The organism is Dechloromonas sp. H13 (assembly GCF_009469615.1).
In the GTDB taxonomy this organism is placed as follows: domain Bacteria; phylum Pseudomonadota; class Gammaproteobacteria; order Burkholderiales; family Rhodocyclaceae; genus Azonexus.
Map to the genome: position 1 here is coordinate 72,528 of NZ_SSXX01000001.1, position 25,794 is coordinate 98,321.

Annotated in this window: 26 protein-coding genes; 18 read left to right on the forward strand and 8 right to left on the reverse strand. The window is 65.4% G+C overall.

The features are described from left to right. Nucleotides 1-138: 138 nt before the first annotated feature. Both GH660_RS00340 and GH660_RS00345 read right to left on the reverse strand, forming a co-directional pair. Nucleotides 139-1,599 carry a kelch repeat-containing protein gene (locus GH660_RS00340; RefSeq protein ID WP_153144593.1) on the reverse strand — a complete coding sequence of 487 codons (1,461 nt, stop codon included), beginning with the start codon at nt 1,597-1,599 and terminating at the stop codon, nt 139-141. Nucleotides 1,600-1,701: 102 nt separating this feature from the next. Continuing rightward, a complete protein-coding gene (locus GH660_RS00345) occupies nt 1,702-4,311 on the reverse strand; it encodes a bifunctional aconitate hydratase 2/2-methylisocitrate dehydratase (RefSeq protein ID WP_153144594.1) in 2,610 nt (869 codons plus the stop codon). Nucleotides 4,312-4,697: 386 nt separating this feature from the next. On the opposite strand from GH660_RS00345, the gene GH660_RS00350 reads away from it, so the two are divergent. From GH660_RS00350 to GH660_RS00370, 5 genes are all read left to right on the forward strand, one after another. Then, nucleotides 4,698-6,401 carry an ABC transporter ATP-binding protein/permease gene (locus tag GH660_RS00350; RefSeq protein ID WP_153144595.1) on the forward strand — a complete coding sequence of 568 codons (1,704 nt, stop codon included), beginning with the start codon at nt 4,698-4,700 and terminating at the stop codon, nt 6,399-6,401. A gap of 75 nt (nt 6,402-6,476) precedes the next feature. Then, nucleotides 6,477-7,628, forward strand: a complete 1,152-nt coding sequence (locus tag GH660_RS00355) for a GNAT family N-acetyltransferase (RefSeq protein ID WP_153144596.1) — start codon at nt 6,477-6,479, stop codon at nt 7,626-7,628. Between the two features lie 266 nt (nt 7,629-7,894). Continuing rightward, nucleotides 7,895-8,740, forward strand: a complete 846-nt coding sequence (locus GH660_RS00360) for a MoxR family ATPase (protein WP_153144597.1) — start codon at nt 7,895-7,897, stop codon at nt 8,738-8,740. Then, nucleotides 8,741-9,913, forward strand: coding sequence for a VWA domain-containing protein (locus tag GH660_RS00365; RefSeq protein ID WP_153144598.1), 1,173 nt, complete (start codon nt 8,741-8,743; stop codon nt 9,911-9,913). A gap of 20 nt (nt 9,914-9,933) precedes the next feature. Further along, complete coding sequence (locus GH660_RS00370; protein WP_153144599.1) at nt 9,934-10,566, forward strand: hypothetical protein; 633 nt, start codon at nt 9,934-9,936, stop codon at nt 10,564-10,566. Nucleotides 10,567-10,721: 155 nt separating this feature from the next. Here the strand turns inward: GH660_RS00370 and GH660_RS00375 are convergent, their stop codons facing one another. Genes GH660_RS00375 through GH660_RS00385 form a run of 3 tightly spaced genes read right to left on the reverse strand, consistent with a single transcriptional unit; the run spans nt 10,722 to nt 12,654 of the window. Beyond that, on the reverse strand, nt 10,722-11,036 hold the full coding sequence (locus tag GH660_RS00375) for a YkgJ family cysteine cluster protein (RefSeq protein WP_153144600.1): 315 nt from the start codon (nt 11,034-11,036) through the stop codon (nt 10,722-10,724). After that, a complete protein-coding gene (locus GH660_RS00380; RefSeq protein WP_153144601.1) occupies nt 11,033-11,698 on the reverse strand; it encodes an SAM-dependent methyltransferase in 666 nt (221 codons plus the stop codon). The genes GH660_RS00375 and GH660_RS00380 overlap by 4 nt, the downstream gene beginning before the upstream one ends. Beyond that, entirely contained in the window at nt 11,695-12,654 is a 960-nt protein-coding gene (locus GH660_RS00385) for a tRNA-dihydrouridine synthase (protein ID WP_153144602.1), read from the reverse strand. Before GH660_RS00385 ends, GH660_RS00380 begins: the two co-directional genes overlap by 4 nt. Before the next feature lie 47 nt (nt 12,655-12,701). On the opposite strand from GH660_RS00385, the gene GH660_RS00390 reads away from it, so the two are divergent. The 4 genes from GH660_RS00390 (at nt 12,702) to GH660_RS00405 (ending at nt 15,680) form a co-directional block, all read left to right on the forward strand. Then, the gene (locus GH660_RS00390; RefSeq protein ID WP_153144603.1) at nt 12,702-12,941 is read left to right on the forward strand and encodes a VF530 family DNA-binding protein; all 240 of its coding nucleotides are present in this window, start codon (nt 12,702-12,704) and stop codon (nt 12,939-12,941) included. Between the two features lie 78 nt (nt 12,942-13,019). Beyond that, on the forward strand, nt 13,020-14,696 hold the full coding sequence (locus tag GH660_RS00395; protein ID WP_153144604.1) for an ABC-F family ATP-binding cassette domain-containing protein: 1,677 nt from the start codon (nt 13,020-13,022) through the stop codon (nt 14,694-14,696). Nucleotides 14,697-14,702: 6 nt separating this feature from the next. Beyond that, on the forward strand, nt 14,703-15,122 hold the full coding sequence (locus GH660_RS00400) for a putative toxin-antitoxin system toxin component, PIN family (RefSeq protein ID WP_153144605.1): 420 nt from the start codon (nt 14,703-14,705) through the stop codon (nt 15,120-15,122). Between the two features lie 147 nt (nt 15,123-15,269). After that, the gene (locus GH660_RS00405; RefSeq protein WP_153144606.1) at nt 15,270-15,680 is read left to right on the forward strand and encodes a hypothetical protein; all 411 of its coding nucleotides are present in this window, start codon (nt 15,270-15,272) and stop codon (nt 15,678-15,680) included. Here the strand turns inward: GH660_RS00405 and eutC are convergent. The 3 genes from eutC to yaaA are packed head-to-tail and all read right to left on the reverse strand — an operon-like array spanning nt 15,677 to nt 18,595. Further along, nucleotides 15,677-16,438, reverse strand: coding sequence for an ethanolamine ammonia-lyase subunit EutC (gene eutC / locus GH660_RS00410; protein ID WP_153144607.1), 762 nt, complete (start codon nt 16,436-16,438; stop codon nt 15,677-15,679). The two genes, GH660_RS00405 and eutC, sit on opposite strands and share 4 nt — an antisense overlap. Continuing rightward, nucleotides 16,435-17,823 (reverse strand): ethanolamine ammonia-lyase subunit EutB, encoded by a 1,389-nt coding sequence (locus GH660_RS00415; RefSeq protein WP_153144608.1) that lies wholly within the window; start codon nt 17,821-17,823, stop codon nt 16,435-16,437. The genes eutC and GH660_RS00415 overlap by 4 nt, the downstream gene beginning before the upstream one ends. Nucleotide 17,824: 1 nt before the next feature. Then, nucleotides 17,825-18,595: a peroxide stress protein YaaA gene (yaaA, locus tag GH660_RS00420; protein ID WP_153144609.1), complete on the reverse strand. Its 771-nt coding sequence runs from the start codon at nt 18,593-18,595 to the stop codon at nt 17,825-17,827. Nucleotides 18,596-18,684: 89 nt separating this feature from the next. Between yaaA and GH660_RS00425 the strand changes: the two genes are divergently transcribed. The 9 genes from GH660_RS00425 to bioD all read left to right on the forward strand — a co-directional run bounded on the left by GH660_RS00425 (nt 18,685) and on the right by bioD (nt 25,788). After that, a complete protein-coding gene (locus tag GH660_RS00425; protein WP_153144610.1) occupies nt 18,685-19,857 on the forward strand; it encodes a DUF2863 family protein in 1,173 nt (390 codons plus the stop codon). Between the two features lies 1 nt (nt 19,858). Further along, nucleotides 19,859-21,205 carry an adenosylmethionine--8-amino-7-oxononanoate transaminase gene (gene bioA / locus GH660_RS00430; RefSeq protein ID WP_153144611.1) on the forward strand — a complete coding sequence of 449 codons (1,347 nt, stop codon included), beginning with the start codon at nt 19,859-19,861 and terminating at the stop codon, nt 21,203-21,205. An 80-nt stretch (nt 21,206-21,285) separates the two neighbouring features. Next, a complete protein-coding gene (locus GH660_RS00435) occupies nt 21,286-21,552 on the forward strand; it encodes a CopG family transcriptional regulator (protein WP_153144612.1) in 267 nt (88 codons plus the stop codon). Next, entirely contained in the window at nt 21,549-21,953 is a 405-nt protein-coding gene (locus GH660_RS00440) for a type II toxin-antitoxin system VapC family toxin (protein ID WP_228276298.1), read from the forward strand. The genes GH660_RS00435 and GH660_RS00440 overlap by 4 nt, the downstream gene beginning before the upstream one ends. A gap of 9 nt (nt 21,954-21,962) precedes the next feature. Continuing rightward, nucleotides 21,963-22,490 carry a hypothetical protein gene (locus GH660_RS00445; protein ID WP_153144613.1) on the forward strand — a complete coding sequence of 176 codons (528 nt, stop codon included), beginning with the start codon at nt 21,963-21,965 and terminating at the stop codon, nt 22,488-22,490. Continuing rightward, nucleotides 22,487-23,650, forward strand: coding sequence for an 8-amino-7-oxononanoate synthase (gene bioF / locus GH660_RS00450; RefSeq protein ID WP_153144614.1), 1,164 nt, complete (start codon nt 22,487-22,489; stop codon nt 23,648-23,650). Before GH660_RS00445 ends, bioF begins: the two co-directional genes overlap by 4 nt. Further along, nucleotides 23,647-24,360: an alpha/beta fold hydrolase gene (locus tag GH660_RS00455; protein ID WP_153144615.1), complete on the forward strand. Its 714-nt coding sequence runs from the start codon at nt 23,647-23,649 to the stop codon at nt 24,358-24,360. Before bioF ends, GH660_RS00455 begins: the two co-directional genes overlap by 4 nt. After that, nucleotides 24,353-25,117, forward strand: a complete 765-nt coding sequence (gene bioC / locus GH660_RS00460; RefSeq protein WP_153144616.1) for a malonyl-ACP O-methyltransferase BioC — start codon at nt 24,353-24,355, stop codon at nt 25,115-25,117. Before GH660_RS00455 ends, bioC begins: the two co-directional genes overlap by 8 nt. After that, nucleotides 25,114-25,788 carry a dethiobiotin synthase gene (gene bioD, locus GH660_RS00465; RefSeq protein ID WP_153144617.1) on the forward strand — a complete coding sequence of 225 codons (675 nt, stop codon included), beginning with the start codon at nt 25,114-25,116 and terminating at the stop codon, nt 25,786-25,788. Before bioC ends, bioD begins: the two co-directional genes overlap by 4 nt. Nucleotides 25,789-25,794: the final 6 nt, after the last annotated feature.

Sequence of the window (25,794 nt, forward strand, 5' to 3'; positions counted from 1 at the left end):
AGGCGAGGCCGCAGGGTCTGTCAATGCGCCGGCCCGGTCGGCCGCGGGGCAATCCGCGGCCGAACAACCCGGCTGCTGCGGTCGACGCCGAAAAGATGCCGATTTTCCCGGCCCCGGCGCCGGCGCAGGCCGGCGTGCCTAGCGCTTGGCAGGTGCCGGCGAGATGCTGTCCCGAGGCCCGCAGCCGGCCGACAGCTTGTAGAAATGGACGTCCTCCTCCGGCTTGTTCACGAGGATGAAGACGTTCAGGTAGGGGATGTAACGGAAGCGCCCGTAGGTGCCGTTGCCCACCGCCTGCGGCGGTGCCCCGCGCGCACTGCCGCGCCGCCAGTGCCAGGTCGCCGGATCCATGATCGCCGGCGCGCCGCCCGCCCAGGCCACCAGCGAGCCTGTCCTGGCATCCGCATCCAGCCCCGGGCCGGCGACCGAGATCACGCTGGTATCGCCGCTCATCGGATAGGCGTCGGTGACGTCGCCGCGGCCATCCAGGTCGTAGATGAACACATCCGGCGCCGGCGGATTGGCGAGCTTCCCGCCGGCGGCCAGGAACAGACGCTGCGCTGAAAGGAGCACGCCGCGCCGATAGTTGTAGTTTTGCATCCGCGGATAGTAGGGCGGGTGGTTGAAGCTGACGATCGGCCCCGACCAGCGGTCGGCATCGGGATCGTAGGCGTAAAAGCCGTGCTGGTTGCGCACGTAGACCTTGCGCGTGACCGGGTCGTAGGCCGAGGCCATGTAGTAGTGCCCCGCCCCCGTCGACGGTGCGGCGGCCCGCACCAACCAGGTGCCGCTGTCCGTGTCGAAGGACCAGGCGTTGTTCGTCGAGTAGCCGTTTGGCGACGTGGCGCCGCCGAACATGAACACCTGGCCGAGGTGACGCATGTAGGCGAGTCCGTCGTAGGTATGGCGCGAGACGGGCGTGCCGTCCGGCATCGGCTCGCTCGGCATGCCGGCGTTGCCGAGGCCGGAGGCGGTACTGACCAGCGTCCACGTCCCGCTGGCAAGCTCGAAGCCATAGACTTCGTTGCCCCAATAATCCATGTGGCCGCCGCCGATGACCAGCAGCCGGCGGAGGCGTTCGTCGAAGACGCCGCCGGACCACGCGCCGATCACCATCGTGCAGTCGCCGTTGGCCTGCAGGGCACGCTTTTCCCGCGCCTTGCAGAAGGTGCGAAAGGCCGTGCCGGGCAACGCCAACCAGCTGTCGGCAGGCATCGCGGCCAGCGCCCGCTCGGTCGGGGAAAGTTTCGTCCCGCTGGCGAGGCAGGACATGTCGGGCGGGCCGGGATCGATGCGCTTCGCTGGCGGCGCACTGCGTGGCACGGCGTCGCTGCCGGCAGCCGAGCCCTCACCCGCGCTGGCAGCCGGGTTGTCGCTCACCGGCGCAGCTTGCTGCACGGTCAGCTTGCCATCGGGTCCGCGACGGATTTCCCCCCGGTAAGCGGCGCCTCCGGGCAGGCCATCCTGCGCCAGGGCGGACAGGCCGGCCAGCAGCGTCGTCAGGAATACGAGGCTGGTGCGGCAACGAAACGTTTTCCCGAACACGGCATTGTCCTTCCGATGGTTGAAGCGGGCGCCCGACGAGCGACGCCGTTTCATTCTAACCAGATTTCATGGGGACAAAAAAACCCCACCGGTTTCCCGGCCGGGGTTTTTTCAATTGGCTGCGGTCGACCGGCAAGACCGGCCGATTTTCGCCAATTACATTTCAACCGTTTCGGCGACTTCCACGAAGGCCGGGATCTGGTCGAAGTTCATGTAGCGGTAGACTTCGGCAGCCTTGGCATTCACGGCCTGGACCTGTTCCTGGTACTCGGCGACGGTCGGTAGACGGCCGAGCAGCGCGGCGACGGCGGACAGTTCGGCGGAAGCCAGATAGACGCGGGTGTCGATGCCCAGACGGTTCGGGAAGTTGCGCGTCGAGGTGGAGACGGCGGTCGAGCCCTTGCGGATCTGCGCCTGGTTGCCCATGCACAGCGAGCAGCCCGGCATTTCCATGCGGGCGCCGGCCTTGCCTAGAACGCTGTAATAGCCTTCCTCGGTCAGGATCAGCGCGTCCATCTTGGTCGGCGGGGCGATCCACAGGCGAGTCGGGATGTCGGACTTGCCGTCCAGCACCTTGCCGGCCGCGCGGAAGTGACCGATGTTGGTCATGCACGAACCGATGAAGACTTCGTCGATCTTGTCGCCCTGGACCTCGGACAGCACCTTGACATCGTCCGGATCGTTCGGGCAGGCCAGGATCGGCTCGGTGACTTCGGCCAGGTCGATCTCGATGACTGCGGCGTACTGGGCGTTGGCGTCACCCTTGAGCAGGGTGCCGTTGGCGATCCAGTCTTCCATTGACTTGATGCGGCGCTTCAGGGTGCGGGCATCCTGGTAGCCTTCGGCGATCATCCACTTCATCAGGGTGATGTTGGAGCGCATGTACTCGACGATCGGCGCCTTGTTGAGCGCAACGGTACAGGCGGCGGCGGAACGCTCGGCGGCGGCGTCGGACAGCTCGAAGGCCTGTTCGACCTTCAGATCCGGCAGGCCTTCGATTTCCAGGATGCGGCCGGAGAAGATGTTCTTCTTGCCCTTCTTCTCGACGGTCAGCAGGCCGGCCTTGATGGCATACAGCGGAATCGCGTTGACCAGGTCACGCAGCGTGATGCCGCGCTTGCCGGCTTCTTCCAGCGAGCCCTTGAAGCGAACCAGCACGGATTCCGGCATGTCCAGCGGCATGACGCCGGTGGCAGCGGCAAAGGCGACCAAACCGGAACCTGCCGGGAAGGAGATGCCGATCGGGAAGCGGGTGTGCGAGTCGCCACCGGTACCGACGGTATCCGGCAACAGCAGGCGGTTCAGCCAGGAGTGGATGACGCCGTCGCCCGGACGCAGCGCAACACCGCCACGGTTGGCGATGAAGGTCGGCAGTTCGCGGTGCATCTTGACGTCGACCAGCTTCGGATAGGCGGCTGTGTGGCAGAAGGACTGCATCACCATGTCGGCGGAGAAGCCGAGGCAGGCCAGGTCCTTCAGTTCGTCGCGGGTCATCGGGCCGGTGGTGTCCTGGGAGCCGACGGTGGTCATCTTCGGTTCGCAGTAGGTACCCGGCAGGATGCCCTTGCCTTCCGGCAGGCCACAGGCGCGGCCGACCATCTTCTGGGCCAGCGAGTAGCCGGTGCCCGGATCGTTCGGCTGCTGCGGCAGGCGGAACAGGGTCGAAGCCGGCAGGCCGAGGGCTTCACGCGCCTTGGCGGTCAGGCCACGACCGATGATCAGGGGGATACGGCCGCCCGCGCGGACTTCGTCGAGGATGACGAGGGTCTTGAGCTGGGATTCGGCGATCACGGCACCGTTCTTGGTGGCGGTGACCTTGCCGGTGGCGCCGTCAACCTTCAGTTCGATCTCGTCGCCCATGTCCATCTGGCCGGCGTCGATTTCGATCGGCAGTGCGCCAGCATCTTCCATGGTGTTGAAGAAGATCGGAGCGATCTTGGAACCCAGGCAGACGCCGCCGAAGCGCTTGTTAGGCACGTAGGGGATGTCTTCGCCGGTGAACCACAGCACGGAGTTGGTGGCGGACTTGCGGGAAGAACCGGTACCGACCACGTCACCGACGTAGGCGATCAGGTTGCCCTTGGCAGCAAGCTTTTCCAGTTGCTTGATCGGGCCACGCTGGCCCGGCTCGTCGGCTTCGATACCCGGGCGCGGGTTCTTCAGCATGGCCAGGGCGTGCAACGGGATGTCAGGACGGGACCAGGCATCCGGGGCGGGCGACAGGTCGTCGGTGTTGGTTTCGCCGGTAACCTTGAAGACGGTCAGCTTTTGCGAGGCCGGGACTTCCGGACGCGAGGTGAACCACTCGGCGTCTGCCCACGACTGCATGACGGCCTTGGCGTTGGCGTTGCCGGCCTTGGCCAGTTCGGCGACATCGTGGAAGTAATCGAAGACCAGCAGGGTCTTCTTGAGGCCTTCGGCCGCAGCGCTGCCGCAATCGGCATCGGCCAGCAGGTCGATCAACGGCTTGACGTTGTAGCCGCCGAGCATCGTGCCGAGCAGTTCGGTGGCCTTGACCTTGGAGATCAGCGCACAGGCTTCCTCGCCCTTGGCAACCTTGGCCAGGAACTCGGCCTTGACCTTGGCGGCATCATCGACGCCGGCCGGCACGCGATAGGTGATCAGCTCGACCAGATTGGCTTCTTCGCCAGCCGGCGGAATCTTCAGCAGGGCGACCAGCTCGGTGGTCTGTTGCTTGGACAGCGGCAGCGGGGGGATACCGAGGGCAGCACGTTCTGCGACGTGGGCGCGATAGGCTTCAAGCACGGCGACTTCCTTTCGTAAGGGGTTGCTCTGGGAAACAAATATTCTACGACAGCTGCGGCGGCCGAATAGTTCGGCGTAACACCTTCCCGGCCGGCACTTGCAAGTCTTATATATTTTATATGTTAGATCACCGCAGTACCAGACCCGACGAGCCTGTCGCCGTGCATGGTCGCGCCCTTTGCAAGTTTTTTGTGCAATGCAGCGAAAACCCTTCCGGCACAACGGATTAGGCGAACTTTCCAGTGCTTATCCACAGACTTACCCATGCGAAACGGGGATAAATGCGAACGGCCGCTCGCGCCTCGTCGGCCGGGCGATGTCTTTCCGTGCCCGGGTGGGCTAGCATGGGCGGACGATCCTCATGAAGGGTGAAAATGAAAAAGCCCATGAAGACACTGGACCGCCACCTGTTGCAGCGCTACTGGCGGGTTGCATCGCCCTACTGGCGCCAGGAGGAAAAATGGAAGGCGTGGGGCATGCTCGCCCTCCTGGTCATCCTGCTGCTGGCGCAAACACGACTCGCGGTGCTGCTGAACGAAAAGACGGGGGAATTCACTTCCGCCCTCGCCGCCCGCAACGAAGATCGCTTCTGGGATGCGATCAAAATAAGTCTGGGACTGCTCGTCATCGCGGTGCCGATCCATGCCTTCTTCTACTACGTCCGGGACAAGCTCGGCATCCGCTGGCGGCGCTGGCTGACCAACCGTTTCCTGAACAAGTATTTCGCCAAACGCCATTTCTACGACCTGAATTCCAACAGCACGATCGACAACCCCGACCAGCGCATCGCCGAGGACATCAGCACCTTCACCCAGCGCTCACTGTTCTTCCTGCTCATCCTGATCGGCTCGATCCTGCAACTGGTCGCCTTCAGCAACGTGCTGTGGTCGATCTCCCGGGGACTCGTCTATTTCCTGGCCTTCTATGCGGTCGCCGGGACGTTCATCACGGTTTACGTCTTCGGCAAGCCGCTGATCGGCCTCAATTTCCAGCAACTCCGGCGCGAAGCGAACTTCCGTTTCAGCCTGGTGCGGGTTCGCGAAAACGCCGAGTCGATCGCCCTCTACCGCGGCGAAGCCCTGGAATCGCAGACCGTCCGGCGGCGCTTCACCGACGCCTTCAACAACTACAACCGGATCATCCGGCAACAGTTCTTCCTGAACCTGTTCCAGTACGCCTACGGCATGCTGACCATCGTCCTGCCCAGCGCCATCATCGCCTCGCAGGTACTGTCCGGCGAACTCGAGGTCGGCAGCGCCGTCCAGGCGGCCGGCGCGTTCGCGGCTATCCTCACCGCCATCTCGGTGGTCATCGAAAACTTCGAATACCTGAGCCGCTTCGCGGCGGGGATCGACCGCCTGAGCGACTTCGCCCGCTCGATGAGCGCCCCCCCGGCGGGCCGCGCGCGCGCCCAGGGCGTCATCGAATCGGTCGACGATTCCCGCCTGGCGCTGGAAAACGTCACCCTGCAGACGCCGAACTACGAACGCATCCTGATCAGGGAGCTGACGCTGAACGTCGATCCGGGCGCCAACCTGATGATCGTCGGCGCCAGCGGCAGCGGCAAAAGTTCGCTGCTGCGCGCCATCGCCGGCCTCTGGCGCTCCGGCAGCGGCCGGATCGTCCGCCCGGCGCCGGACGATCTCCTGTTCCTGCCGCAGCAGCCTTACATGCAGATCGGGTCGCTGCGCAGCCAGCTGCTCTATCCCAACAAGGAAAGGTTTGTTTCCGACGCCGACCTCCTGCAATTGCTCGACCGGGTGAACCTGGGCGATCTCGCCGAACGGTTCTGCGGGCTGGATACCGAAATGGACTGGGAGAAGGTTCTTTCGGTCGGTGAACAGCAGCGGCTCGCCTTTGCCCGCGTGCTGCTGACCAAGCCGCGCTACGCGATGCTGGACGAAGCCACCAGCGCCCTCGATGTCGCCAACGAGGAACGCCTCTACCGGGAGCTGGCGAAAATCGACACGACGGTGATCAGCATCGGCCACCGTTCCGCCCTCGTGAAATTTCACCGGCAGGTTCTTGAACTCGCCGGAAACAGCGAGTGGCAGGTCTGCCCGGCGGACAGCTACCAGTTCCAGACCTAGATCGACCATGGACCGAACGCAACCACCCGCGAGAATGGCGCGCCCGCCTGACCCGCGCGAAACCGCCCAGCCCCGATGCCGCCCATAACCATCACCGCCCTGAGTGCCGCGCGGCAGATCGAACGCGAAGCGTGGGAGCACCTCGCCCCCGGCGGGCATCCCTTCCTCAACGCCGACTTCCTCAATCTGCTGGAACAGCACGGAACGGCCGGCCCGTCCTGCGGCTGGCATGCCCGCCACCTGCTGGCGACGGATGCGGACGGCGCTGCCATCGGCATCCTGCCCACCTACATCAAGGCCAACTCGCACGGCGATTTCGTGCGCGACTGGTCGTGGGCTGCCGCCTACGGGCAACTCGGCAAGACCTACTACCCGAAACTGCTGAGCGGCCTGCCCCACACGCCCGCCTCGGGACCGCGCCTTCTGGTGGCGTCGGGCGCCGGCGGCGACGAAGTGAAAGGGCAGCTGATCGAGGCGGCCAAGGCGTTGGTCGCCGACAACGGGTTCTCATCCTGGCATGTCGCCCTGCCCGCCGACGACGAGGTCGACCTGCTGCGCGCCCACGGCCTGCTGGTCAGCCACGATGTGCAGTTTCACTGGCGCGATCACGGCTACGGCGATTTCGACGGTTTCCTGGCCGCGTTTCCTTCGGCAAAGCGCCGCAAGGTCAGGGCCGAGCGCCGCAAGGTCGCGGACAGCGGCGTTGCGGTCGACGTCCGCCACGGCGACGAAATCGCGCCCGAGGAATGGCCGGCGCTGCACCGGCTGTACACCGCCACCTTCGACAAGTACGGCAATTACGCCGCCTTCTCGGCGGCCTGCTTCGCCGATCTGGCAGCCGCACTGGGACGGCGCATGGTGGTCTTCATCGCTCGCCAGAGGGACGCGCCGGTCGCCGTGTCGCTGTGCTTCCGCAGCGACGACACCCTTTATGGCCGCTACTGGGGCAGCAACGGTGATTTCCACAGCCTGCACTTCGAGTTGTGCTTCTACCAGGGCATCACGTATTGCCTGCGCGAGGGGCTGACCACCTTCGAGCCGGGGGCCGGCGGGGAACACAAGGTCGCACGCGGCTTCGCGCCGACCATCGTGCGCTCCTGCCACTGGATCGAGGATGCCCGGATGCGCCAACTGATCGGGCAGTTCCTCGAACGCAACCGGCCGGCGGTGATCGCCTACGCCGAGGCAGCCGCGCAGCACCTGCCATTCAAGATGCCCGCAACATGAGAAAACAAGCATTCTGGGCAAGACAGAAAATAAATGTTGCAGCGCAATAAATTTTCCAGCATAGTGGAACCGTCTCCTCCACTTCCTCCTCCAAGGATTGGAATTAGCCCGCGCCCCGCGCGGGCTTTTTTTGCCGGAAATATCCTGCACCGCAACAAATCAGCACCGTAAGCCAACGCCACCCACTTCGGAGCACTCCATTCGGCGCCTGCGGTTTGCCCGTACAATCCGATGGTCATCCACTCGACCATCGGTCACCAGCCACCATGAAATTCCAGGGTACCGACACCTACGTTGCGACGCGCGACCTGACGCTGGCGGTCAATGCCGCCGTCGCCCTGCAACGTCCGCTGCTCATCAAGGGCGAGCCAGGCACCGGCAAGACGCTGCTCGCCGAAGAAGTGGCGCGGGCACTCTGCATGCCGCTCTTCCAGTGGCACATCAAGTCGACGACCAAGGCGCAGCAGGGGCTCTACGAGTACGACGCGGTTTCCCGCCTGCGCGACTCGCAACTCGGCGACCCACGCGTCGAGGACATTTCGCACTACATCGTGCATGGCGTGCTGTGGCAGGCCTTCGAATGCGACCAGCCGTCGGTGGTCCTGATCGACGAGATCGACAAGGCGGACATCGAATTCCCCAACGACCTGCTGCGCGAACTCGACCGCATGGAATTCCATTGCTACGAGCTGCACCGCACGATCAAGGCCAAACACCGCCCGCTGATCATCATCACCTCGAACAACGAAAAGGAGCTGCCCGACGCCTTCCTGCGCCGCTGCTTCTTCCACTACATCCGCTTCCCGGACAAGGAAACGATGACGCGCATCGTCGACGTGCACTTCCCGGCACTCAAGCGCGATCTGCTGCGCGAGGCACTGGAAGTCTTCTTCGACCTGCGCGAGGTGCCCGGGCTCAAGAAGAAGCCGTCGACCAGCGAACTGATCGACTGGCTCAAGCTGCTGCTGGCCGAGGACATCCCGCCCGAAGCCCTGCGCGCCAAGGAGGCGAAGGACGCCATCCCGCCGCTGCACGGCGCCCTGCTCAAGAACGAGCAGGACGTGCATCTGTTCGAACGCCTGGCTTTCATGGCTCGCCGCAAACAGCCGTAAATGCTCGTCGACTTCTTCCTGCACCTGAAGGCCCGCCAGCTCCCCGTTTCCACCAACGAGCTGCTGGCCCTGCTTGAAGCGCTCGAAGCCCGGCTGGTCAGCGGCAGCCTCGACGATTTCTACCTGCTGTCACGCACCCTGTTGATCAAGGACGAGGCGCTCTACGACCGCTTCGACCGCGCCTTCGGCGAGTATTTTCGCGGCATCGAAGCCCTGCCCGGCTTCGCGCCGGAAGTGCCGGAGGAATGGCTGGAACTGGCGGCGCGTCGCCATCTCTCGGAAGCCGACCGGCTCAAGCTGCAAAAGCTCAGCTACGAAAAGATTTTCGAGCAGTTGAAGGAAAGGCTGGCCGAGCAGAAGGAACGCCATGCCGGCGGCAGCAAGTGGATCGGCACCGCCGGCACCTCCCCCTACGGCCACGGCGGCTACAACCCGGAGGGCGTGCGCATTGGCGGCGAATCGGTCGGCAACCGCACGGCCATCAAGGTCTGGGACCAGCGCGAATTCCGCAATCTCGACGACACGGTCGATCTCGGCGTACGCAACATCAAGGTCGCCCTGCGCCGCCTGCGCCGCTTTGCTCGCAAGGGCGCGGCGACCGAACTCGACCTCGACGGCACCATCGCCGGCACCGCCCGCAACGGCGGCTGGCTCGACCTGCACCTGCGGCCGGAACGCCACAACGCCGTCAAGGTATTGCTGTTCCTCGACATCGGCGGCTCGATGGACGACCACATCCAGGCCTGCGAGGAACTGTTCTCGGCCGCCCGCGCCGAGTTCAAGCATCTCGAACACTTCTACTTCCACAACTGCGTCTATGAAGGCGTGTGGAAGGACAACCGCCGTCGCCACAACGAAAAACTATCGACCTGGGATGTCATCCACACCTACGGCCCGGACTACAAGCTCGTCTTCGTCGGCGACGCCAGCATGAGCCCCTACGAAATCGCCCGCCCCGGCGGCAGCGTCGAACACTTGAACGAGGAAGCCGGCGCCGTCTGGCTCGAACGCCTGCTCGCCACCTGGCCCCACGCCGCCTGGCTCAACCCGCTGCCGGAAGCGCACTGGAACTACACGCCATCGATCCAGATGATCGAGCAACTGGTCGGGAAACGGATGTTTCCGCTGACCATCGATGGGCTGGAGCGGGCGATGCGGAGTTTGTCGAAGTAAAGCAACTGCTAGAAAGTATTATGCGATCGCTTGATCAATTTCTTGCACCTGATCGATCTGCATTTGAGGCAGACCCATTCGGTTATGCCGGTTTGGCGTGGACGCGGTGGGCTATCGCACAGAACATAGCGGGATTCGATGTCGATCCGGAAAAGCCTCCGACGAGCCAAGACCTGAAATCTCCCATCCTTTGGCTATCACACGCGAATGCGCTATCAGAAGCGGCATCGAAAGTCATTCGAGGTGAGCCAAACTTGGCGCATCTACCAATTTTCACCAAGGGCGTTTGCCACAGCCAATACTTTGCAGTGGGGCTCATGCTTGTGGGGTACAGCCTTGAAATTTGCCTCAAGGGGATGATCATCCTGCGCAAGGGCATTGACTCCTACGTCGCTGAAGAGCGGGCGCATAAGCACCACGACCTAGTACGACTAGCCGAGTTTGTTCCTGATCTGAACGAAAAAGACAAAGCGACGTTGCAACTGTTGACGTACTACCTCGTTTGGGCGGGGCGCTACCCTGATCCGGGATCAGGTCGAGAAGAGCAATATCAGACGATCTTTGCTCTGTCGGAGCTACATCAAATATCAGGCAAGGACTTGTTTGCATTGGCCGCACGCGTGATGGGATACGCGCAGTCAGTCGTGGGGTAGTCTACTTTGGCAATCGACGCGGACGCACTATCGGCAGGCGTTTGTATTCCTACTACTGTCCGCCGTACATTTACGCTCTGAGTGACCGCATTCCAAATGCCTGCTACGACAGCAACGGGCGAGTAGAAGCCACTCTCTTGCCCATTTGTCCCCACCTACAATGGCATGAAGCCACACCTCTGCCGCGCCCGATTGCAGGCTGCATGTTCCGTATCGAATTCCCGGCATGGCGACGGTCGACCGTCGTAGATGGTGCAATTCACGCTTTTGCCGATTTCCCCAGCCAGCGCCACGCAGCGCGGCTCGGTGGCGTCGGTACCGCCCATGCGGACGATGGCCGGCGTGACCGTGACGGTCATTTCCCTCGGCACGCCCGGCCCCCAGGCAAAAGCACCGCCGGCCAGTTCGGCGGGGTGGAAGTCGACCCGGAAGGAAGCGCAGCAGGCGCCGCAGGTCTGGCAGACGTTCATGGCAGACTCACCCGGCAACGCCACAGTTCGTGGCCGGAGGCGACGTATTTCTTTTCGAAGGGCGTCATCGGGTCGTCGGTCTCGTAAGGCTCAGCGGCGACCGGCTGGCCGGTCAGCAGGGTCAGCGCCTGCGCCATTTCCTCGATGTAGATGCGCCAGTTGCTGCGGCATTCGAGTTCGCCGCCCAGTTCGCGCCACACCGGAAACACGGCATGGCCCTGCCAGCGCCGCGCGAGATGGCCGATCTTTGGCCACGGGTTGGGGTAGAGGTTGTAGTGCCGAGCCAACTCGATGCCGCTTTCCGCGAGCAGGCGCCAGAAATCGACGAGGTCGGCGCGGATCAACAGGGCGTTTTTGGGCATTGGGAGCGGTCGACCGCGACTGATGCGGTCGACCGACTGATCGACGCCAAAAACGAAATGATCGGGATAAGTTTCGGCGATGCGCTGCGTGCTCCAGCCGACGCCGCAACCGGCATCGAGGATCAGCGGCGCATCCGCTTGCCAAGCGTCGCGGGCCGCCAGCGCGGCGGCGAAGGCGGCCCGGTTGTAGTCGAGGATCGGCTTCCTGAAGGGATGCGCCATGTGGCGGCGTACCAGCGCCTCCAGATCGCGATGCGGCCCGTCCTGGGCGCTGACAATGAGGCGCGAGTTTCCGTTCATGCCGCGAGCGTCAGTTCGCCGAGGATGCCGGCGGAAACCAGCGCCGCGTCGATGTCGTGCGCCGCCTTGATCGGCCGCAGGCGCTGGTAGAGCACCTCGGCCTCCGGGTAGTTGCGGCGCAGCAGCGCCAGCCATTGCTTGAGGCGGCCGCCGGCGTGTTCCGGCACCACCTTGTGGCGCACGCCCAGCCAGTAGGCGGCCACCCCGGGCATGACTTCTTCCCAGCCGCCGGTTTGCTCGCCGCGTACGCGCCGCGCCAGCAGCGGGTCGGCAATGGCGCCGCGACCGAGCATGATGTCGGCGCAGCCGGTTTCCTGCTGGCAGCGCACGAAATCTTCCACGGTCCACACCTCGCCATTGGCGATGATCGGGATGTCGACCGCCGCCCTCACCTTGTCGATCCAGGCCCAGCGCGCCGGCGGGCGGTAGCCGTCCAGCTTGGTCCGGCCATGCACAATCAGTTCATCGATGCCGCCCGCTGCCAGGGCTTGCGCGCAGTCGACGGCGCGGCTGGTGTCGTCGATGCCGAGGCGCATTTTTGCCGTAAACGGGAGGTCGACCGGAACCACCGCGCGCACGGCGCTGACGATCTGGTTGAGCAGCTCCGGTTCGCCGAGCAGCGCCGCGCCGCCACGATGGCGGTTCACGGTCGGCGCCGGGCAGCCGAAATTGAGGTCGATGCCGGCCGGATGCAGGCTGACCAGCCGGCGGGCATTTTCGGCCATGAAATGCGGGTCGGAGCCGAGCAGTTGCACGCGCATCGGCGTGCCGGCAACGGTCTTGCTGCCGTTGAGCAGCTCCGGGCAGATGCGCTCGTAGGTCTTGACCGGCAACACGCTGCCGGAAACGCGGATGAATTCGCAGATCGCCCAGTCGTAGCCGCCAATCGAGGTCAGCACGCCGCGCAGCAGATTGTCGGCGAGTCCTTCCATCGGGGCGAGAAGAATGCGGGGCATGGGAATTCCGGGGCTGAAGCTGAATAGCCGCGCATTATAATCCGCCCATGACCACGCCCCAGCCGAACAACCCGCTCCACGGCATCACGCTCGAGAAAATCCTGACCGCGTTGCAGGCGCACTACGGCTGGGAGGAACTCGGGCGGCAGATCGACATCCGCTGCTTCACCCACGACCCGAGCATCGCCTCCAGCCTCAAGTTCCTGCGCCGCACACCGTGGGCGCGCGAGCGGGTTGAGTCGCTTTACGTCTATATGGTGCGCCGCAACAACAGCGACCCGGCCTGAGCCGCCCAACCCGCAAATACCCGTAGGTGCGCGACCTGTAGCTGGCTATCATGCGCGTCTTCCCCGAAAGCTCCGCCCATGATCATCCTCAAGAACGTCACCCTGCGTCGCAGCTCGAAAGTGCTGCTCGACAAGGCCTCGGTCACCATCAATCCCGGCGAGAAGGTCGGCCTGGTCGGGCGCAACGGCGCCGGCAAATCGACGCTGTTCGCGCTGCTCAACGGCACGCTGCACGAGGATGGCGGCGATTATTCGATCCCGAAGAACTGGCACATGGGCCAGGTGGCGCAGGACATGCCGGAAACCGAGCAGTCGGCAACCGACTTCGTCATCGACGGCGACACCAAGCTGCTCGCCGCCCGCAACGAAGTCCATGACGCCGAAGCCAGCGACGACGGCATGCGCATGGCCGAGGCCTACATGGCGCTCAACGATGCCGGGGAACACGACGCCGAGGCGCGCGCCCAGTCGCTGATTCTCGGTCTCGGCTTCAAGGTCAGCGAGCTGCACAACCCGGTCAACAGCTTCTCCGGCGGCTGGCGCATGCGCCTGCAATTGGCCCGCGCCCTGATGTGCCCGTCCGACATCCTGCTGCTCGACGAACCGACCAACCACCTCGACTTGGACGCCTTGGTCTGGCTGGAAGCCTGGTTGAAGCGTTACCAGGGCACGCTGGTGATGATCAGCCACGACCGCGAATTTCTTGATGCCATCACCGGCGTCACGCTGCACATCGACAACGCCAAGCTGGTGCGCTACGGCGGCAATTACAGCAAGTTCGAGGACATGCGCGCCGAGCAGATCGTCTTGCAGCAGGCCACCGCCGCCCGCCAAGCCGAGAAAATCGCCCACCTGCAATCCTTCATCAACCGCTTCAAGGCCAAGGCGAGCAAGGCCAAGCAGGCGCAGAGCCGGGTCAAGGCGCTCGACCGCATGGAGAAAATCGCGCCGGTGCTGGCCGAGGCCGAATTCACCTTCGAATTCCAGGAACCGCAGAATCTGCCGAACCCGATGCTGTCGATGGTCGATACCACCATCGGCTATCCACCGCCGGAGGATGCGCCGGAAGGTACGCCCCCGACCGTCATCGTCCGCGGCATCAACCGCTCGGTGATGGCCGGCCAGCGCATCGGCATCCTCGGTGCCAACGGCCAGGGCAAGTCCACGCTGGTCAAGACCATCGCCAGCGATCTCAAGGCGATTGCCGGCGAAGTCACCGTCGGCAAGGGCCTCAACATCGGCTACTTCGCACAGCAGGAACTCGACGTGCTGCGGCCGCAGGACACGCCGCTGGAACACATGATCCGCCTCGCCAAGGAAGCCATCGCCGCCGGTCGGACCAATGTGCCGGGGCGCGAACAGGAATTGCGCAATTTCCTCGGCACCTTCAATTTCGGTGGCGACATGGTCAAGCAGGCCGTCGGAACCATGAGCGGCGGCGAAAAGGCGCGCCTGGTGCTGTGCATGCTGGTCTGGCAACGCCCCAACCTGCTGCTGATGGACGAACCGACCAACCACCTCGACCTCGCCACCCGCGAGGCGCTGGCCGTGGCGCTCAACGAATTCGAAGGCACGGTGATGCTGGTCAGCCACGACCGTGCCCTGCTGCGCTCGGTCTGCGACGAATTCTGGCTGGTCTCCAAGGGCGGCGTCGGCCCCTTCGACGGCGACCTCGAAGACTACCAACGCTACCTGCTCGACGAAGCCAGGCGCGTGCGCGAAGAGGCGGCTGCGGAACTCAAGCAGGCAGCCTAGCCGGACATGCTACGCCTTGTCCTCGACACCAATGTCGTCCTCGACCTCTTCCATTGGGGCAACGTCGATGCGGTGCCGATCATGGCGGCGCTGGAAGGCGGCCGGATCACCTGTTTCGCCGACGAACGCACGCTGGACGAACTGCAGCGCGTACTGACCTACCCCCAGCTCAAGTTGACGCCCAACATGATCGCCGAGCGCTACGCGCGCTACAGCAGCCTGGTCCGCCTCGTCGCGACGGGCGAAACCCCGCCGCTGCCGCGCTGCAAGGACCGCGACGACCAGAAGTTCCTCGAACTCGCCGCGCGCTGCAGCGCCGACGTGCTGGTCAGCAAGGACAAGGCGCTGCTCAAGTTGCGCGGCCGAACGAAGCTGGAATTTCAGATCCTCAAGCCCGCGCAGGCAGCGGCCCTGATAGCGCCCTGAGACAGCGGCCCTGAAAATCCGCTGGGCGGCCCCGGACGCGGCCCCTGGCCCGAGCAATTCGTTGCAATCCGTGAAATCCGTAACGGTCTGCCCGGGCCGACTTGAATGACAATCGGAGCGTCAGAAACAACCGTCGAGCATCCGGCCATGAAACAGTCCATCGAATACTTCCTCGCACAGGCCAGGCACATTTCCGACGCATCGCCGGCCTTGCAGATTCACGGCGTTCTTTTCAATACGACGATCGGTATCGTGGCGACGGGCACCATCTACGGACACAAGTCGGCCCGGGACGGCAGCCACATCCGCACCAGCCTCATCGTCGGCGCCCATACCGTGAATGGATTTCACGTCGTCGAAACCAAGGCCGGCTCGAACTACCTCCTGGCGAGAATCGGCCCGAGCAAGACCTTCCGCGACCAGTGGCGAATGCTGCAGGAGCATCTCGGCACCAACGACAGGGCGCTCGCCGAACTGCCGAAATCGGATTTCAGCACCTTCGACCCCGGCTTCATGCTGGCGCGCCAGCCAACCCGGACAGCGGGTTTCATTCGCTAACCGACGACCGCCGCCACCGGTGGCGCCTCGCTGTCGTCCTTGAGGCCGACGCCGGTCAACCGGCAAGCCAGCGCCGCACGGACGAGCCAGGCCAACTTGCGGGCGGCGATTTCGGGGGGGAGTCCGCCGTCGCGGATATTGGAAACACAGTTGCGCTCGGCATCGAGTCGCCCCAACTGCGGGGCGAAGGTCAGATAGGCCCCGAGGCTGTCGGGGGAAGACAGGCCGGGGCGTTCGCCGAGCAGGGCCAACACCAGGCTCGCCCCCATCAGCGCGCCGATCTCGTCACCCAGCGCCACCCGCCCCTGTTCGGCAATGACCAGCGGCGCCACCTGCAGGCCATCGAGTAGCGGCAGCAGCGCCTCCAGAAGCGGCAGGACATGCGCCTGCACGGCGGTAGCCGAAAGCCCGTCGGCGATGACGATGGCCAGGTCGCAGGAGCCGGGCCGCTCGCCCAGCGCGGCCACACCGGCAGCGTCCAACCGGCGTCCGAGATCCGGGCGTTGCAGGTAGGTCGAACGGTCGCCGGCCCGGCTATGAACGACGACGACATCCCGGGCGAGCTGTTCGCGGCAAGCCGCCATCAAGCCGCCGGCATCGAGCGGCTGCTGCACGGCATCGCGGGCGAGTGCATGGGCAATGTCGAAATCAAGAACGGAGCGGGTCGGCAGAGCGGAACCCGCACGCCCGAGCGCGATGCGCGCGGCAGTCCAGGCGCCGAGCGGCCGCCAGGGATCGGGCCTGATCGCCGACTTCATGCGAGACCCCGTGAAAGATCGCGCAACAGGCGATGATCCGGGTGGGCCGGCAGCAGACGCCCGGCGTCATCGGTCACGCCCATGGTCTGCAGCCAGACTTCGAATTCGGGCGCCCGCTTGAGCCCCAGCGCCTGGCGCACGAAAAGCTGGTCGTGGAAGGATGTGCTCTGGTAGTTGAGCATGATGTCGTCGGCGCCCGGCACGCCCATGATGAAATTGACGCCGGCGGTGCCGAGCAGGACCAGCAGGTTGTCCATGTCGTCCTGGTCGGCCTCGGCGTGGTTGGTATAGCAGATGTCGCAGCCCATCGGCAGCCCGAGCAGCTTGCCGCAGAAGTGGTCCTCCAGCCCGGCGCGGATGATCTGCTTGCCGTCGTAGAGATATTCAGGGCCGATGAAGCCGACCACGGTATTGACCAGCAGCGGCCTGAAATGGCGGGCCACGGCGTAGGCCCGCGCCTCGCAGGTCTGCTGGTCGACGCCGTGGTGGGCATCGGCCGACAGCGCGCTGCCCTGGCCGGTCTCGAAATACATCACGTGGTCGCCGACCGTGCCGCGCTTCAAGGACAGCGCCGCCTCGCGGGCTTCCAGCAGCATTGCCAGATTGATGCCGAAACCGCCGTTGGCGGCCTCCGTCCCGGCCACCGACTGGAAGACCAGGTCGACCGGCACGCCCATTTCGATGGCCCGAATCTGGTTGCTGACGTGGGTCAGGACGCAGGACTGGGTAGGAATGGCGAATCGCCCGATCAGGTCGTCCAGCATCCGCCACAGCGTCGTCAGCGCGGCCATGCTGTCGGAGGCCGGGTTAATGCCGATGACCGCATCGCCGACGCCGTACATCAGGCCGTCGAGCAGGGAGGCGGCAATGCCGCGGGCGTCGTCGGTCGGGTGGTTGGGCTGCAGGCGCACCGCCAGCCGTCCCGACAGGCCGATCGTGTTGCGGAAGGCGGTGACGACCCGGCATTTGCGGGCGACGGAAATCAGGTCCTGGTTGCGCATCAGCTTGCTCACCGCCGCCACCATTTCCGGCGTGATGCCGGGAGCGATTACCGCCAGTTGCGCTTCGCCCGTGCTCTCGGCAAGCAGCCATTCGCGGAACTCGCCCACCGTCTGCGCAGCCAGCGGCGCGAAGGCCGCGGCATCGTGCTGGTCGACGATCAGGCGCGTGACCTCGTCGGTTTCGTAAGGAATCAGCGCTTCATCGAGAAAGCGGCGCAACGGCAGATCGGCCAGAACCAGACGCGCTGCCATGCGCTCGACCGCCGTGTCGGCCGCAATGCCGGCCAGGCTGTCGCCGGAACGCGCCGGGCTGGCTTTCGCCAGCACTGCCTTGAGGTCGGCAAAGTTGTAGCGGCGGGTGCCAACGACGGCGCTGTAGGTCATTTCACTGACGCCGCCGGAACACCCAGGTCGTATCGTCCGACACCGCCGGCGCGAAGGCATAGCCGTCGTAGTCGAAATCCTTCAGCCCTTCCGGTTCGCGCAACCGGTTGACCACGGCAAAGCGCGTCATCAGCCCTCGCGCCCGCTTGGCGTAGAAGCTGATGATCTTGTATTGCCCATTCTTCCAGTCCTCGAATACCGGCTTGATCAGTTCGCCCTTGATCTTGCGGCCGACGGCGGCTTTGAAATATTCCTCGGAAGCGAGGTTGACCGCAACCGGCCGCGGCGCGTCGGCCAGTTCGGTGTTGATCGCCTTGAGCAGGCGCTCGCCCCAGAATTCGTAGAGATCCTTGCCGGCCTTGTTGGCGAATTTCGTCCCCATTTCCAGGCGATAGGGCTGCATCAGGTCGAGCGGCTTCAGGATGCCGTAGAGGCCGGAGAGGATGCGCACGTGTTGCTGGGCGAAATCGAGGTCGTCGGCGCTTAGCGTTCTGGCGGCTAGGCCGTCGTAGACATCGCCGTCGAAGGCGAGCACGGCCTGCTTGGCGTTCTCCCGCGTGAATGGCAGCTGCCAGTCGGCATAGCGGTTGAAGTTGAGCAGCGCCAGCGGGTCGGAGAGGTTCATCAGTTCGGCGATGTCGGCCGGCGCCAGCTTGCGCAACTGCCTGATCAGGGTTTCCGACTGCTTCAGGAAGGCCGGCTGGGTATGCGTCGCGACATGTGGCGGCGTCTTGAAATCGAGCGACTTGGCAGGGGAAAGGAAGATCAGCATGGGCGCAGCCTGGGGTGAATTTTGTGCATTGCGATACGCCGGATTTTACCGGCTGGTAAAATTCTTTCTTTGAATTTTCTGGAACACCCATGAAACGAACCCGCTTCGGCGCGCGCGACCGCCTTTCCCGTGACGCAGCAGAACTCCAGCGCCTGGCCGGCGGTCTTTCCGAATCCGGCGGCAAGCTGGAAGACAGCTACTGGGAAAGCCAGCTCGCCGAAACCGTCGACAGCCTGCTCAAGAACGGCGCCGAGGACGACATCAACACCGCGCTCGACCGCCTGTTCGAGGCCAACCCGCGCGCCCACGACGAACTCGCCGACATGGTCGAGGCGCGCGCCGAAACCGGCCGCCTCGAAGCCCTCGGCCAGGAATTCGACATCCAGCTCTTCGCCGCGCCCATCCTCGCCTGGTCGCGCTTTTCGATCCCCGCCGCGCCGCTGCCGAAAAGCGCCGTCGACGCGCTGGCCGTGCACCTCGGCGCCCACGTCTTCGGCGCCGACACCCGCGTCGCGCTGGCCGATTTCCTGTTCAGCCCCGACCAGCTGCCGCGTAGCTTCTGCGACACCTGGCAACTGACCCAGGCGCTCGGCCAGGCCGCGCTGGCCGGGCAGGCGCTCGCGGTCGACACTACCGGCATGGCCGAAACCAACCGCTTCCTCTCAGACGTGCGCTACCTCGTCGGCTGCATCGCCCTGCCGCGCGGCAAGGCGCTGTTCCGCTGGAACGAGAAGGACGGCAGCAAGGACGGCGCGTTGCAGGAATGGATCCGGCAGGGCGGCCCCAACCTCGAACCGCTGCTCACCGGCTGCGCCTGGCAGCCGCTGCTGCCCGACGCCTACCACGCCGCCTGCCGCAACGCCGACCGCCTGTCGCGCCCGTATTCGCTGAAGGCCTCGGTCGCCTTCCTGCAGACCATGCTCGGCCTGATGCCGGCCGACGTCCGCGCCGTCGTCGGCCCCTGTTACGATCGCCGCATGGAGGAATACCGCGTCGGCCTCGGCCCCAAGGACAAGGACGAGACCTACCACGGCATCGTCTGGCCGCTGCTCGGCGCCGAGGACGAAGCGACCGATGCCGCCAGCGAAATCGAAGCCGTGCTGCGCGAAACCGGCGTCAAGGACGTGCTCTTCCTCGACCATCATTTCCCGATGGAATTCTGCGACGACTGCGGCGCCCCGCTCTACCCCAACGCCGAGGCCGAACTGGTGCACGCCGAAATGCCGGAACAGGCCGCCGCCAACTCACAGGCGCTGCATTGACGTGAACACGAAGTCGGCCAACCAGGACTGGCTGGCGCGCAGCCAAGCCGCCGTCTGGCACCCATGCACGCAGATGCGGCACCACGCCGACGCCGGCAGCCCCGCCCACCTGCCGCTGGTGCCGATCGCCCGCGGCAGCGGCGCCTGGCTCTACGACTTCGACGGCAAGCGCTACCTCGACGGCATCAGTTCCTGGTGGACCAACCTCTTCGGCCACGCCAATCCGCGCATCAACGCGGCGCTGCGCGAACAGCTGGAAACGCTGGAGCACGTCATGCTCGCCGGTTTCACGCACCAGCCGGTAGTCGAGCTGTCCGAGCGCCTGTCGGCGCTGACCGGCGGCGCCCTCGGCCACGCCTTCTACGCCTCGGACGGCGCCTCGGCGACCGAGATCGCGCTGAAGATGAGCTTCCATTACTGGCGCAACGTCGGCCGTCCGGAGAAGGCGGAATTCCTCTGCCTGGCCGGCAGTTACCACGGCGAGACGGTCGGTGCGCTGGCCGTCACCGACGTCGCCATCTTCAAGGACGCCTACGCGCCGCTGGTGCGCGCGGCCACCGTCGTTCCGTCGCCCGATTTCCGCCTGGCTGAAGATGGCGAAACGCCGGCCGATGTCGCCCGCCGTGCTGCCGGCGCGCTGGAAAAGCACCTCGAACAATACGCCGCAAACATCGCCGCCCTGATCGTCGAACCGCTGGTCCAGGGCGCCGCCGGCATGGCGATGTACGACCCGGAATACCTGCGCCTCGCCCGCGCCCTGTGCGACCGCCACGAAGTGCACCTGATCTGCGACGAAATCGCCGTCGGCTGCGGCCGCACCGGAACCTTCTTCGCCCACGAGCAGGCTGGAATCCGCCCCGACCTGATGTGCCTGTCGAAAGGCATCTCCGGCGGCTACCTGCCGCTCTCCATCGTTCTGTGCAGCGACACGATCTACGAGGCCTTTTTCGACGACTCGGTCGCCCGCGCCTTCCTGCACTCGCACAGCTACACCGGCAACCCGCTCGCCTGCCGCGCTGCGCTGGCGACACTCGACATCTTCGAAGAGGACGACATCATTGCGGTCAACCACCGGAAAGCAGCCAAAATCGCTGCCGCCCTCGCCCCGCTCGCCAACCACCCGCAAGTAAGGCACCTGCGCCAGCGGGGCATGATCGCTGCCTTTGACGTCGCCACCGACGATCCCCACTTTTCCCGCCGCTTCTACCGCGCCGCGCTGGACCGCGAAGCGCTGATCCGGCCGATCGGGAATACCGTTTATCTGATGCCGCCATATGTGGTCAGTGACGAGGAAATCGAACTGCTGGCACGGTCGGCAATCGGCGCGCTGGCTGAAGCGCTGACTTGAGCAAAGTGATCCGATCAGCGATTCTTGCGGCAAGCACGGATTTGTATTACCGTTAATACACATCCTTCCCGGAGCCTGCCATGACCACCACCGTTCGCCTTCCGCCTCGCCTCGAGCAGACGCTTGCGCGCTACTGTGTCGAGCATCGCCGCAGCAAGTCGGAAGTCATCATCGAATTGCTGGAACAGCGCTTCTCTGGCGAACAAACGGAAAAGAGCCCCTACGAACTCGCCTGCGAATCCGGCTTTCTCGGCTCGCTCGAACTGGACGAAGATACCGCCAGTCAGGCCGGAACGCGCGCCAGGGAAGCAATCGCCCGCAAGCATGGCAGGTCTGCCGGCGAATGAATCTTCTGCTCGTCGATACCGGGCCGCTCGTCGCGCTCGCCAACAAACGGGACAAATACCATCAGGAATGCAGCACGTTTCTCCGAAGCTATCACGGCCGTCTGCTCACCACCTGGGCGGTGCTCACGGAATTTTCACACCTGGCCTGCTCGATCAACGCCACGCTCGCCCTCTATCAGTGGATCGAACGCGGCGGAATGGAAGTGGCAACGCTCGGGCGCGAAGAACTGGTCAGTGCCATCGACTGGATCAGCCGCTACGCCGACCGCCCGATGGATCTCGCCGATGCGTCGCTGGTCGTCACCGCCATAAGGACAGGCTGCATTGACGTCTGGACTCTGGATCGCGCCGATTTCGAAACTTACCGTCTGCCGGGGCGGAAGCGCTTTCGGTTGGCTTGAGTTTGAGCCATGACTAAACAGATATCAGTTACCAAGTCTGAAATTGAAGATTACAAACAGCGTCTGCGCAAATCAGCTGATCAAACGCGGACGAAGATTTCCGGGCTCGCTTGCGGTACAGACTCGCTTGAATTTTTGTCGCAGTTAAAGTTTCAAGCCATCGGCTGTAATCCATTGGCTTCCCGGCAACTCAACTTGATTGAGCAACTAAACCAAACATTTACGTATCTCGCATCATTCGAAGGAGCTGCCTTTCTATTCTCACAACACCAGAACCTGAAGCAACTGACTCTTAACCTTGGCACTAGTCCAGGTTCGGATATCGAGTCATCGGAGGAAGGCGGAATAGCCGCAGAGGTATTTGCATCCGTTGCCCCTCGAAACAACAGAAAGCTGGCCAACGACATTGAGAAGGTTTCAAAAGCCAAAGCAAAGCATCGCTACGTGCTATTCATGAGTCCCGATCACAACGCCGGATATTTTGAAACATCAGGCGCCGATGGAATCGTAGTTTGGTCGCTTGGATATTCAACGTGATCGAAACCCACCTGACCACTGAACTCGCCGACCTCGCCGCCGCCGGCCTCACCCGCCGCCGGCGCGTGCTGGAATCGCCCTGCGGGCCGATCGCTGCGGTCGACGGCCGGGAAATGCTCAATTTCGCCAGCAACGATTACCTCGGCCTGGCCGGCAACCCGGAAATCGCCCGGGCGCTGGCGGAAGGCGCCCGCCAATGGGGCGCCGGCAGCGGTGCCTCGCACCTGGTCAGCGGCCACCTGGCCCCGCACGAGGCGCTGGAGCGGGGGATCGCCGCCTTCACCGGCTTCCCGCGCGCCCTGACCTTCTCCACCGGCTACCTCGCCAACCTCGCGGTGACGCCGACCCTAGCCGGGCGCGGCGACGCCGTGTTCGCCGACAAGCTGAACCACGCCTCGCTGATCGACGCCATGCAGCTGGCCAAGGCCAACGGCGCCGATGTCCAGCGCTACCCGCACAACGACGTCGCGGCGCTCGAACGCCAGCTCGCCGCCAGCGGCGCCAGGAACAAGCTGATCGTCACCGACGCCGTGTTCAGCATGGACGGCGACCTTGCCCCGCTGCCCGCCCTCTTCGCCCTGGCCGAGCGTTACGACGCCTGGCTGGTGGTCGACGACGCCCACGGTTTCGGCGTGCTCGGCGCGCATGGCCAGGGCAGCCTCGCCCACTTCAACCTGCCGGCGGCGCCGCGCATCATGCTGATGGGCACACTCGGCAAGGCGGCCGGGGTCGGCGGCGCCTTCGTCGCCGGCTCGGCAACGGCCATCGAATACCTGCTGCAGAAGGGGCGCAGCTACATCTTCACCACCGCCGCGCCGCCGGCCATCGCCTGCGCCCTGAGCAAGAGCCTGGACCTCATCGAACACGGCGACGCCCTGCGCGCCAACCTGTTCGCCCGCATCGCCCAGTTGCGCGACGGCCTGGGCGGCCTGCCGTGGCGGCTGCTGCCCTCGCCGACCGCCATCCAGCCGATGGTCGTCGGCGACAACGAGGCGGCGCTGGCCCTGGCGACGGCGCTCTGGGAGCGCGGCCTGTGGGTGCCGGCGATCCGCCCGCCGACCGTCCCCAAGGGCACGGCCCGCCTGCGCATCTCCGTTTCCGCTGCCCATACTGAAGCCGATATCGCCCGTCTGATCGGCGCTCTCAAGGAACTGTCATGACCGCTCCCCTCGTTTTCCTCCCCGGCTGGTGCCTCGGCCGCGGCCCGCTGAATGCTGCGGTCGACGCGCTGCACGGGCGGATTTTCGACCTGCCCGGCTACGGCGATGCGCCGCTGATCGGCGATTTCGACGCCGCCGCCGACGACATCGCCGCCCGCCTGAAACCCGGCACCACGCTCTGCGGCTGGTCGCTCGGTGCCCAGCTGGCGCTCGCCGTCGCCGCCCGCGCCCCGCACAAGGTCGGCCGGCTGGTGCTGGTCGCCGGCACCGCCTCCTTCGTCCAGCGCGACGGCTGGCCGCACGCCATGCCGCCGGACATGCTGGCCGAATTCGCCGCCGGCATTGCCGCCGACGTCGAGGCCATGCTGCCGCGCTTTGTCGGCGGCTTCAACCGCGGCGATGCGCGCAGCAAGGAGGTGACGCGCCAGTTGCTCGACCTCGCCGACCCACTTCCGCCGGCCGCCACGCTGGCCACCGGCCTGGACTGGCTGCGCGATGTCGACCTGCGCCCCGCCGCGCCACAGGTCGCCGCGCCGACCCTGCTCGTCCACGGCGCCGCCGACCCGCTGATGCCGCTACCCGCCGCCGAGGCGCTCGCCGCGCTGATCCCCGGCGCGCAGCTCGCCGCCTTCGCCGAATGCGCGCACGCCCCGTTCATCTCGCGTCCGGACGATTTCCTCGCCCGGGTGCGCCGCTTCCTGAATGACTAGACCCTCCAAGGCGCGCGTCCGCCAGTCGTTCGAGCGCGCCGCGCCGACCTATGACAGCGCCGCCACCGTCCAGCGCCACGTGTGCGCCCGCCTCGCCGAACGGCTGCCGGATCTGCCGGCGGTCGCCCGCCTGCTCGATGCCGGCTGCGGCACGGGTTTCGCCCAGCCCCTGCTGCAGGCGCGCTTTCCCGCCGCCGAGGCCATTGCGCTCGATCTCTCGTCGGCCATGCTGCAGCGCGTCGCCACGCCCTGCCACCGCCTCGCCGGCGACCTCGAAGACCTGCCGCTGGCCGCCGCCAGCATCGACCTCTACTGGTCCAGCCTCGCCGTGCAATGGTGCGACCTGGCGCGGGCGCTGGCCGAAGCGCGGCGCGTGCTGCGGCCCGGCGGCCGGCTCGCGCTCGCCAGCCTCGGCCCGGCGACCTTCCACGAACTGCGCACCGCCTTCGCCGGTGTCGACGAGTACCATCACACGCTCGCCTTCCACAGCCCGGCCGAAGTTCGCCAACTGGCGGCCGCCGCTGGCCTGGCTGCGGTCGACGTGCAAAATGGCTTGGAAATCGCCCACTACCCGGACTTCCGGACGCTGCTCCGGGCGGTCAAGGCGATCGGCGCCAACCAGCTGGGCAGCGGCCGCCGCACCAGCCTGATGAGCCGCGCCACCTTCGCCCGCGCCGAGGCCGCCTGCGAAACGCTGCGCACGCCGGCCGGCCTGCCGCTCACCTACGACGTCACCTACCTCTACGCCCGCAAATGAGCCAAGCCTATTTCCTGACCGGCACCGACACCGAAATCGGCAAGACCTTCGTCACCTGCGCCCTGCTCCACCATGCCGCGCAGCGCGGCCTCCGGGCCGCCGGGATCAAGCCGGTGGCCGCCGGGACCGACGCCGCCGGCCGCAACGAGGATGTCGAGAGCATCCGCGCCGCCAGCAACGTCGTCCTGCCGCGCGCGATCGTCAATCCCTGGTGCCTCGCCGCCGCCATCGCGCCGCACATCGCCGCTGCCGAGGAAGGCGTCGTCATCGACTTCGCGCCGATCCTGGCCGCCTGCGAGCAGGCCCGGCAACAGGCCGACCTGGTCATCGTCGAGGGCGTCGGCGGATTTCGCGTCCCGCTCGGCGTCGACTGCGACAGCGCCGACCTTGCGGTCGCCCTCGGCCTGCCGGTGATCCTCGTCGTCGGCCTGCGCCTCGGCTGCATCAACCACGCGCTGCTCACCGCCGAGGCGATCGCCGCGCGCGGTCTCAAACTCGCCGGCTGGGTCGCCAACTGCATCGACCCCGCGATGCCGCGCCGGGCGGAAAACATCGCCGCGCTCGAACAGCGCCTCGGCGTGCCGTTGCTCGGCTGCGTGCCGCACCTGCCGGGCGCTCGGCCGGCCGACGCGGCCGCCCATCTCCGGCTGCCCGAGGGCGCGGGTATATAATTCGCC

Bases quoted from the DNA above. Each gene is read 5' to 3' on its own strand.
- GH660_RS00340 (WP_153144593.1), bottom strand. From the start codon at position 1,599: ATGAAACGGCGTCGCTCGTCGGGCGCCCGCTTCAACCATCGGAAGGAC.
- GH660_RS00350 (WP_153144595.1), top strand. From the start codon at position 4,698: ATGAAGACACTGGACCGCCACCTGTTGCAGCGCTACTGGCGGGTTGCA.
- GH660_RS00355 (WP_153144596.1), top strand. From the start codon at position 6,477: ATGCCGCCCATAACCATCACCGCCCTGAGTGCCGCGCGGCAGATCGAA.
- GH660_RS00360 (WP_153144597.1), top strand. From the start codon at position 7,895: ATGAAATTCCAGGGTACCGACACCTACGTTGCGACGCGCGACCTGACG.
- GH660_RS00365 (WP_153144598.1), top strand. From the start codon at position 8,741: ATGCTCGTCGACTTCTTCCTGCACCTGAAGGCCCGCCAGCTCCCCGTT.
- GH660_RS00370 (WP_153144599.1), top strand. From the start codon at position 9,934: ATGCGATCGCTTGATCAATTTCTTGCACCTGATCGATCTGCATTTGAG.
- GH660_RS00375 (WP_153144600.1), bottom strand. From the start codon at position 11,036: ATGAACGTCTGCCAGACCTGCGGCGCCTGCTGCGCTTCCTTCCGGGTC.
- GH660_RS00380 (WP_153144601.1), bottom strand. From the start codon at position 11,698: ATGAACGGAAACTCGCGCCTCATTGTCAGCGCCCAGGACGGGCCGCAT.
- GH660_RS00385 (WP_153144602.1), bottom strand. From the start codon at position 12,654: ATGCCCCGCATTCTTCTCGCCCCGATGGAAGGACTCGCCGACAATCTG.
- GH660_RS00390 (WP_153144603.1), top strand. From the start codon at position 12,702: ATGACCACGCCCCAGCCGAACAACCCGCTCCACGGCATCACGCTCGAG.
- GH660_RS00395 (WP_153144604.1), top strand. From the start codon at position 13,020: ATGATCATCCTCAAGAACGTCACCCTGCGTCGCAGCTCGAAAGTGCTG.
- GH660_RS00400 (WP_153144605.1), top strand. From the start codon at position 14,703: ATGCTACGCCTTGTCCTCGACACCAATGTCGTCCTCGACCTCTTCCAT.
- GH660_RS00405 (WP_153144606.1), top strand. From the start codon at position 15,270: ATGAAACAGTCCATCGAATACTTCCTCGCACAGGCCAGGCACATTTCC.
- eutC (WP_153144607.1), bottom strand. From the start codon at position 16,438: ATGAAGTCGGCGATCAGGCCCGATCCCTGGCGGCCGCTCGGCGCCTGG.
- GH660_RS00415 (WP_153144608.1), bottom strand. From the start codon at position 17,823: ATGACCTACAGCGCCGTCGTTGGCACCCGCCGCTACAACTTTGCCGAC.
- yaaA (WP_153144609.1), bottom strand. From the start codon at position 18,595: ATGCTGATCTTCCTTTCCCCTGCCAAGTCGCTCGATTTCAAGACGCCG.
- GH660_RS00425 (WP_153144610.1), top strand. From the start codon at position 18,685: ATGAAACGAACCCGCTTCGGCGCGCGCGACCGCCTTTCCCGTGACGCA.
- GH660_RS00435 (WP_153144612.1), top strand. From the start codon at position 21,286: ATGACCACCACCGTTCGCCTTCCGCCTCGCCTCGAGCAGACGCTTGCG.
- GH660_RS00440 (WP_228276298.1), top strand. From the start codon at position 21,549: ATGAATCTTCTGCTCGTCGATACCGGGCCGCTCGTCGCGCTCGCCAAC.
- GH660_RS00445 (WP_153144613.1), top strand. From the start codon at position 21,963: ATGACTAAACAGATATCAGTTACCAAGTCTGAAATTGAAGATTACAAA.
- GH660_RS00455 (WP_153144615.1), top strand. From the start codon at position 23,647: ATGACCGCTCCCCTCGTTTTCCTCCCCGGCTGGTGCCTCGGCCGCGGC.
- bioC (WP_153144616.1), top strand. From the start codon at position 24,353: ATGACTAGACCCTCCAAGGCGCGCGTCCGCCAGTCGTTCGAGCGCGCC.
- bioD (WP_153144617.1), top strand. From the start codon at position 25,114: ATGAGCCAAGCCTATTTCCTGACCGGCACCGACACCGAAATCGGCAAG.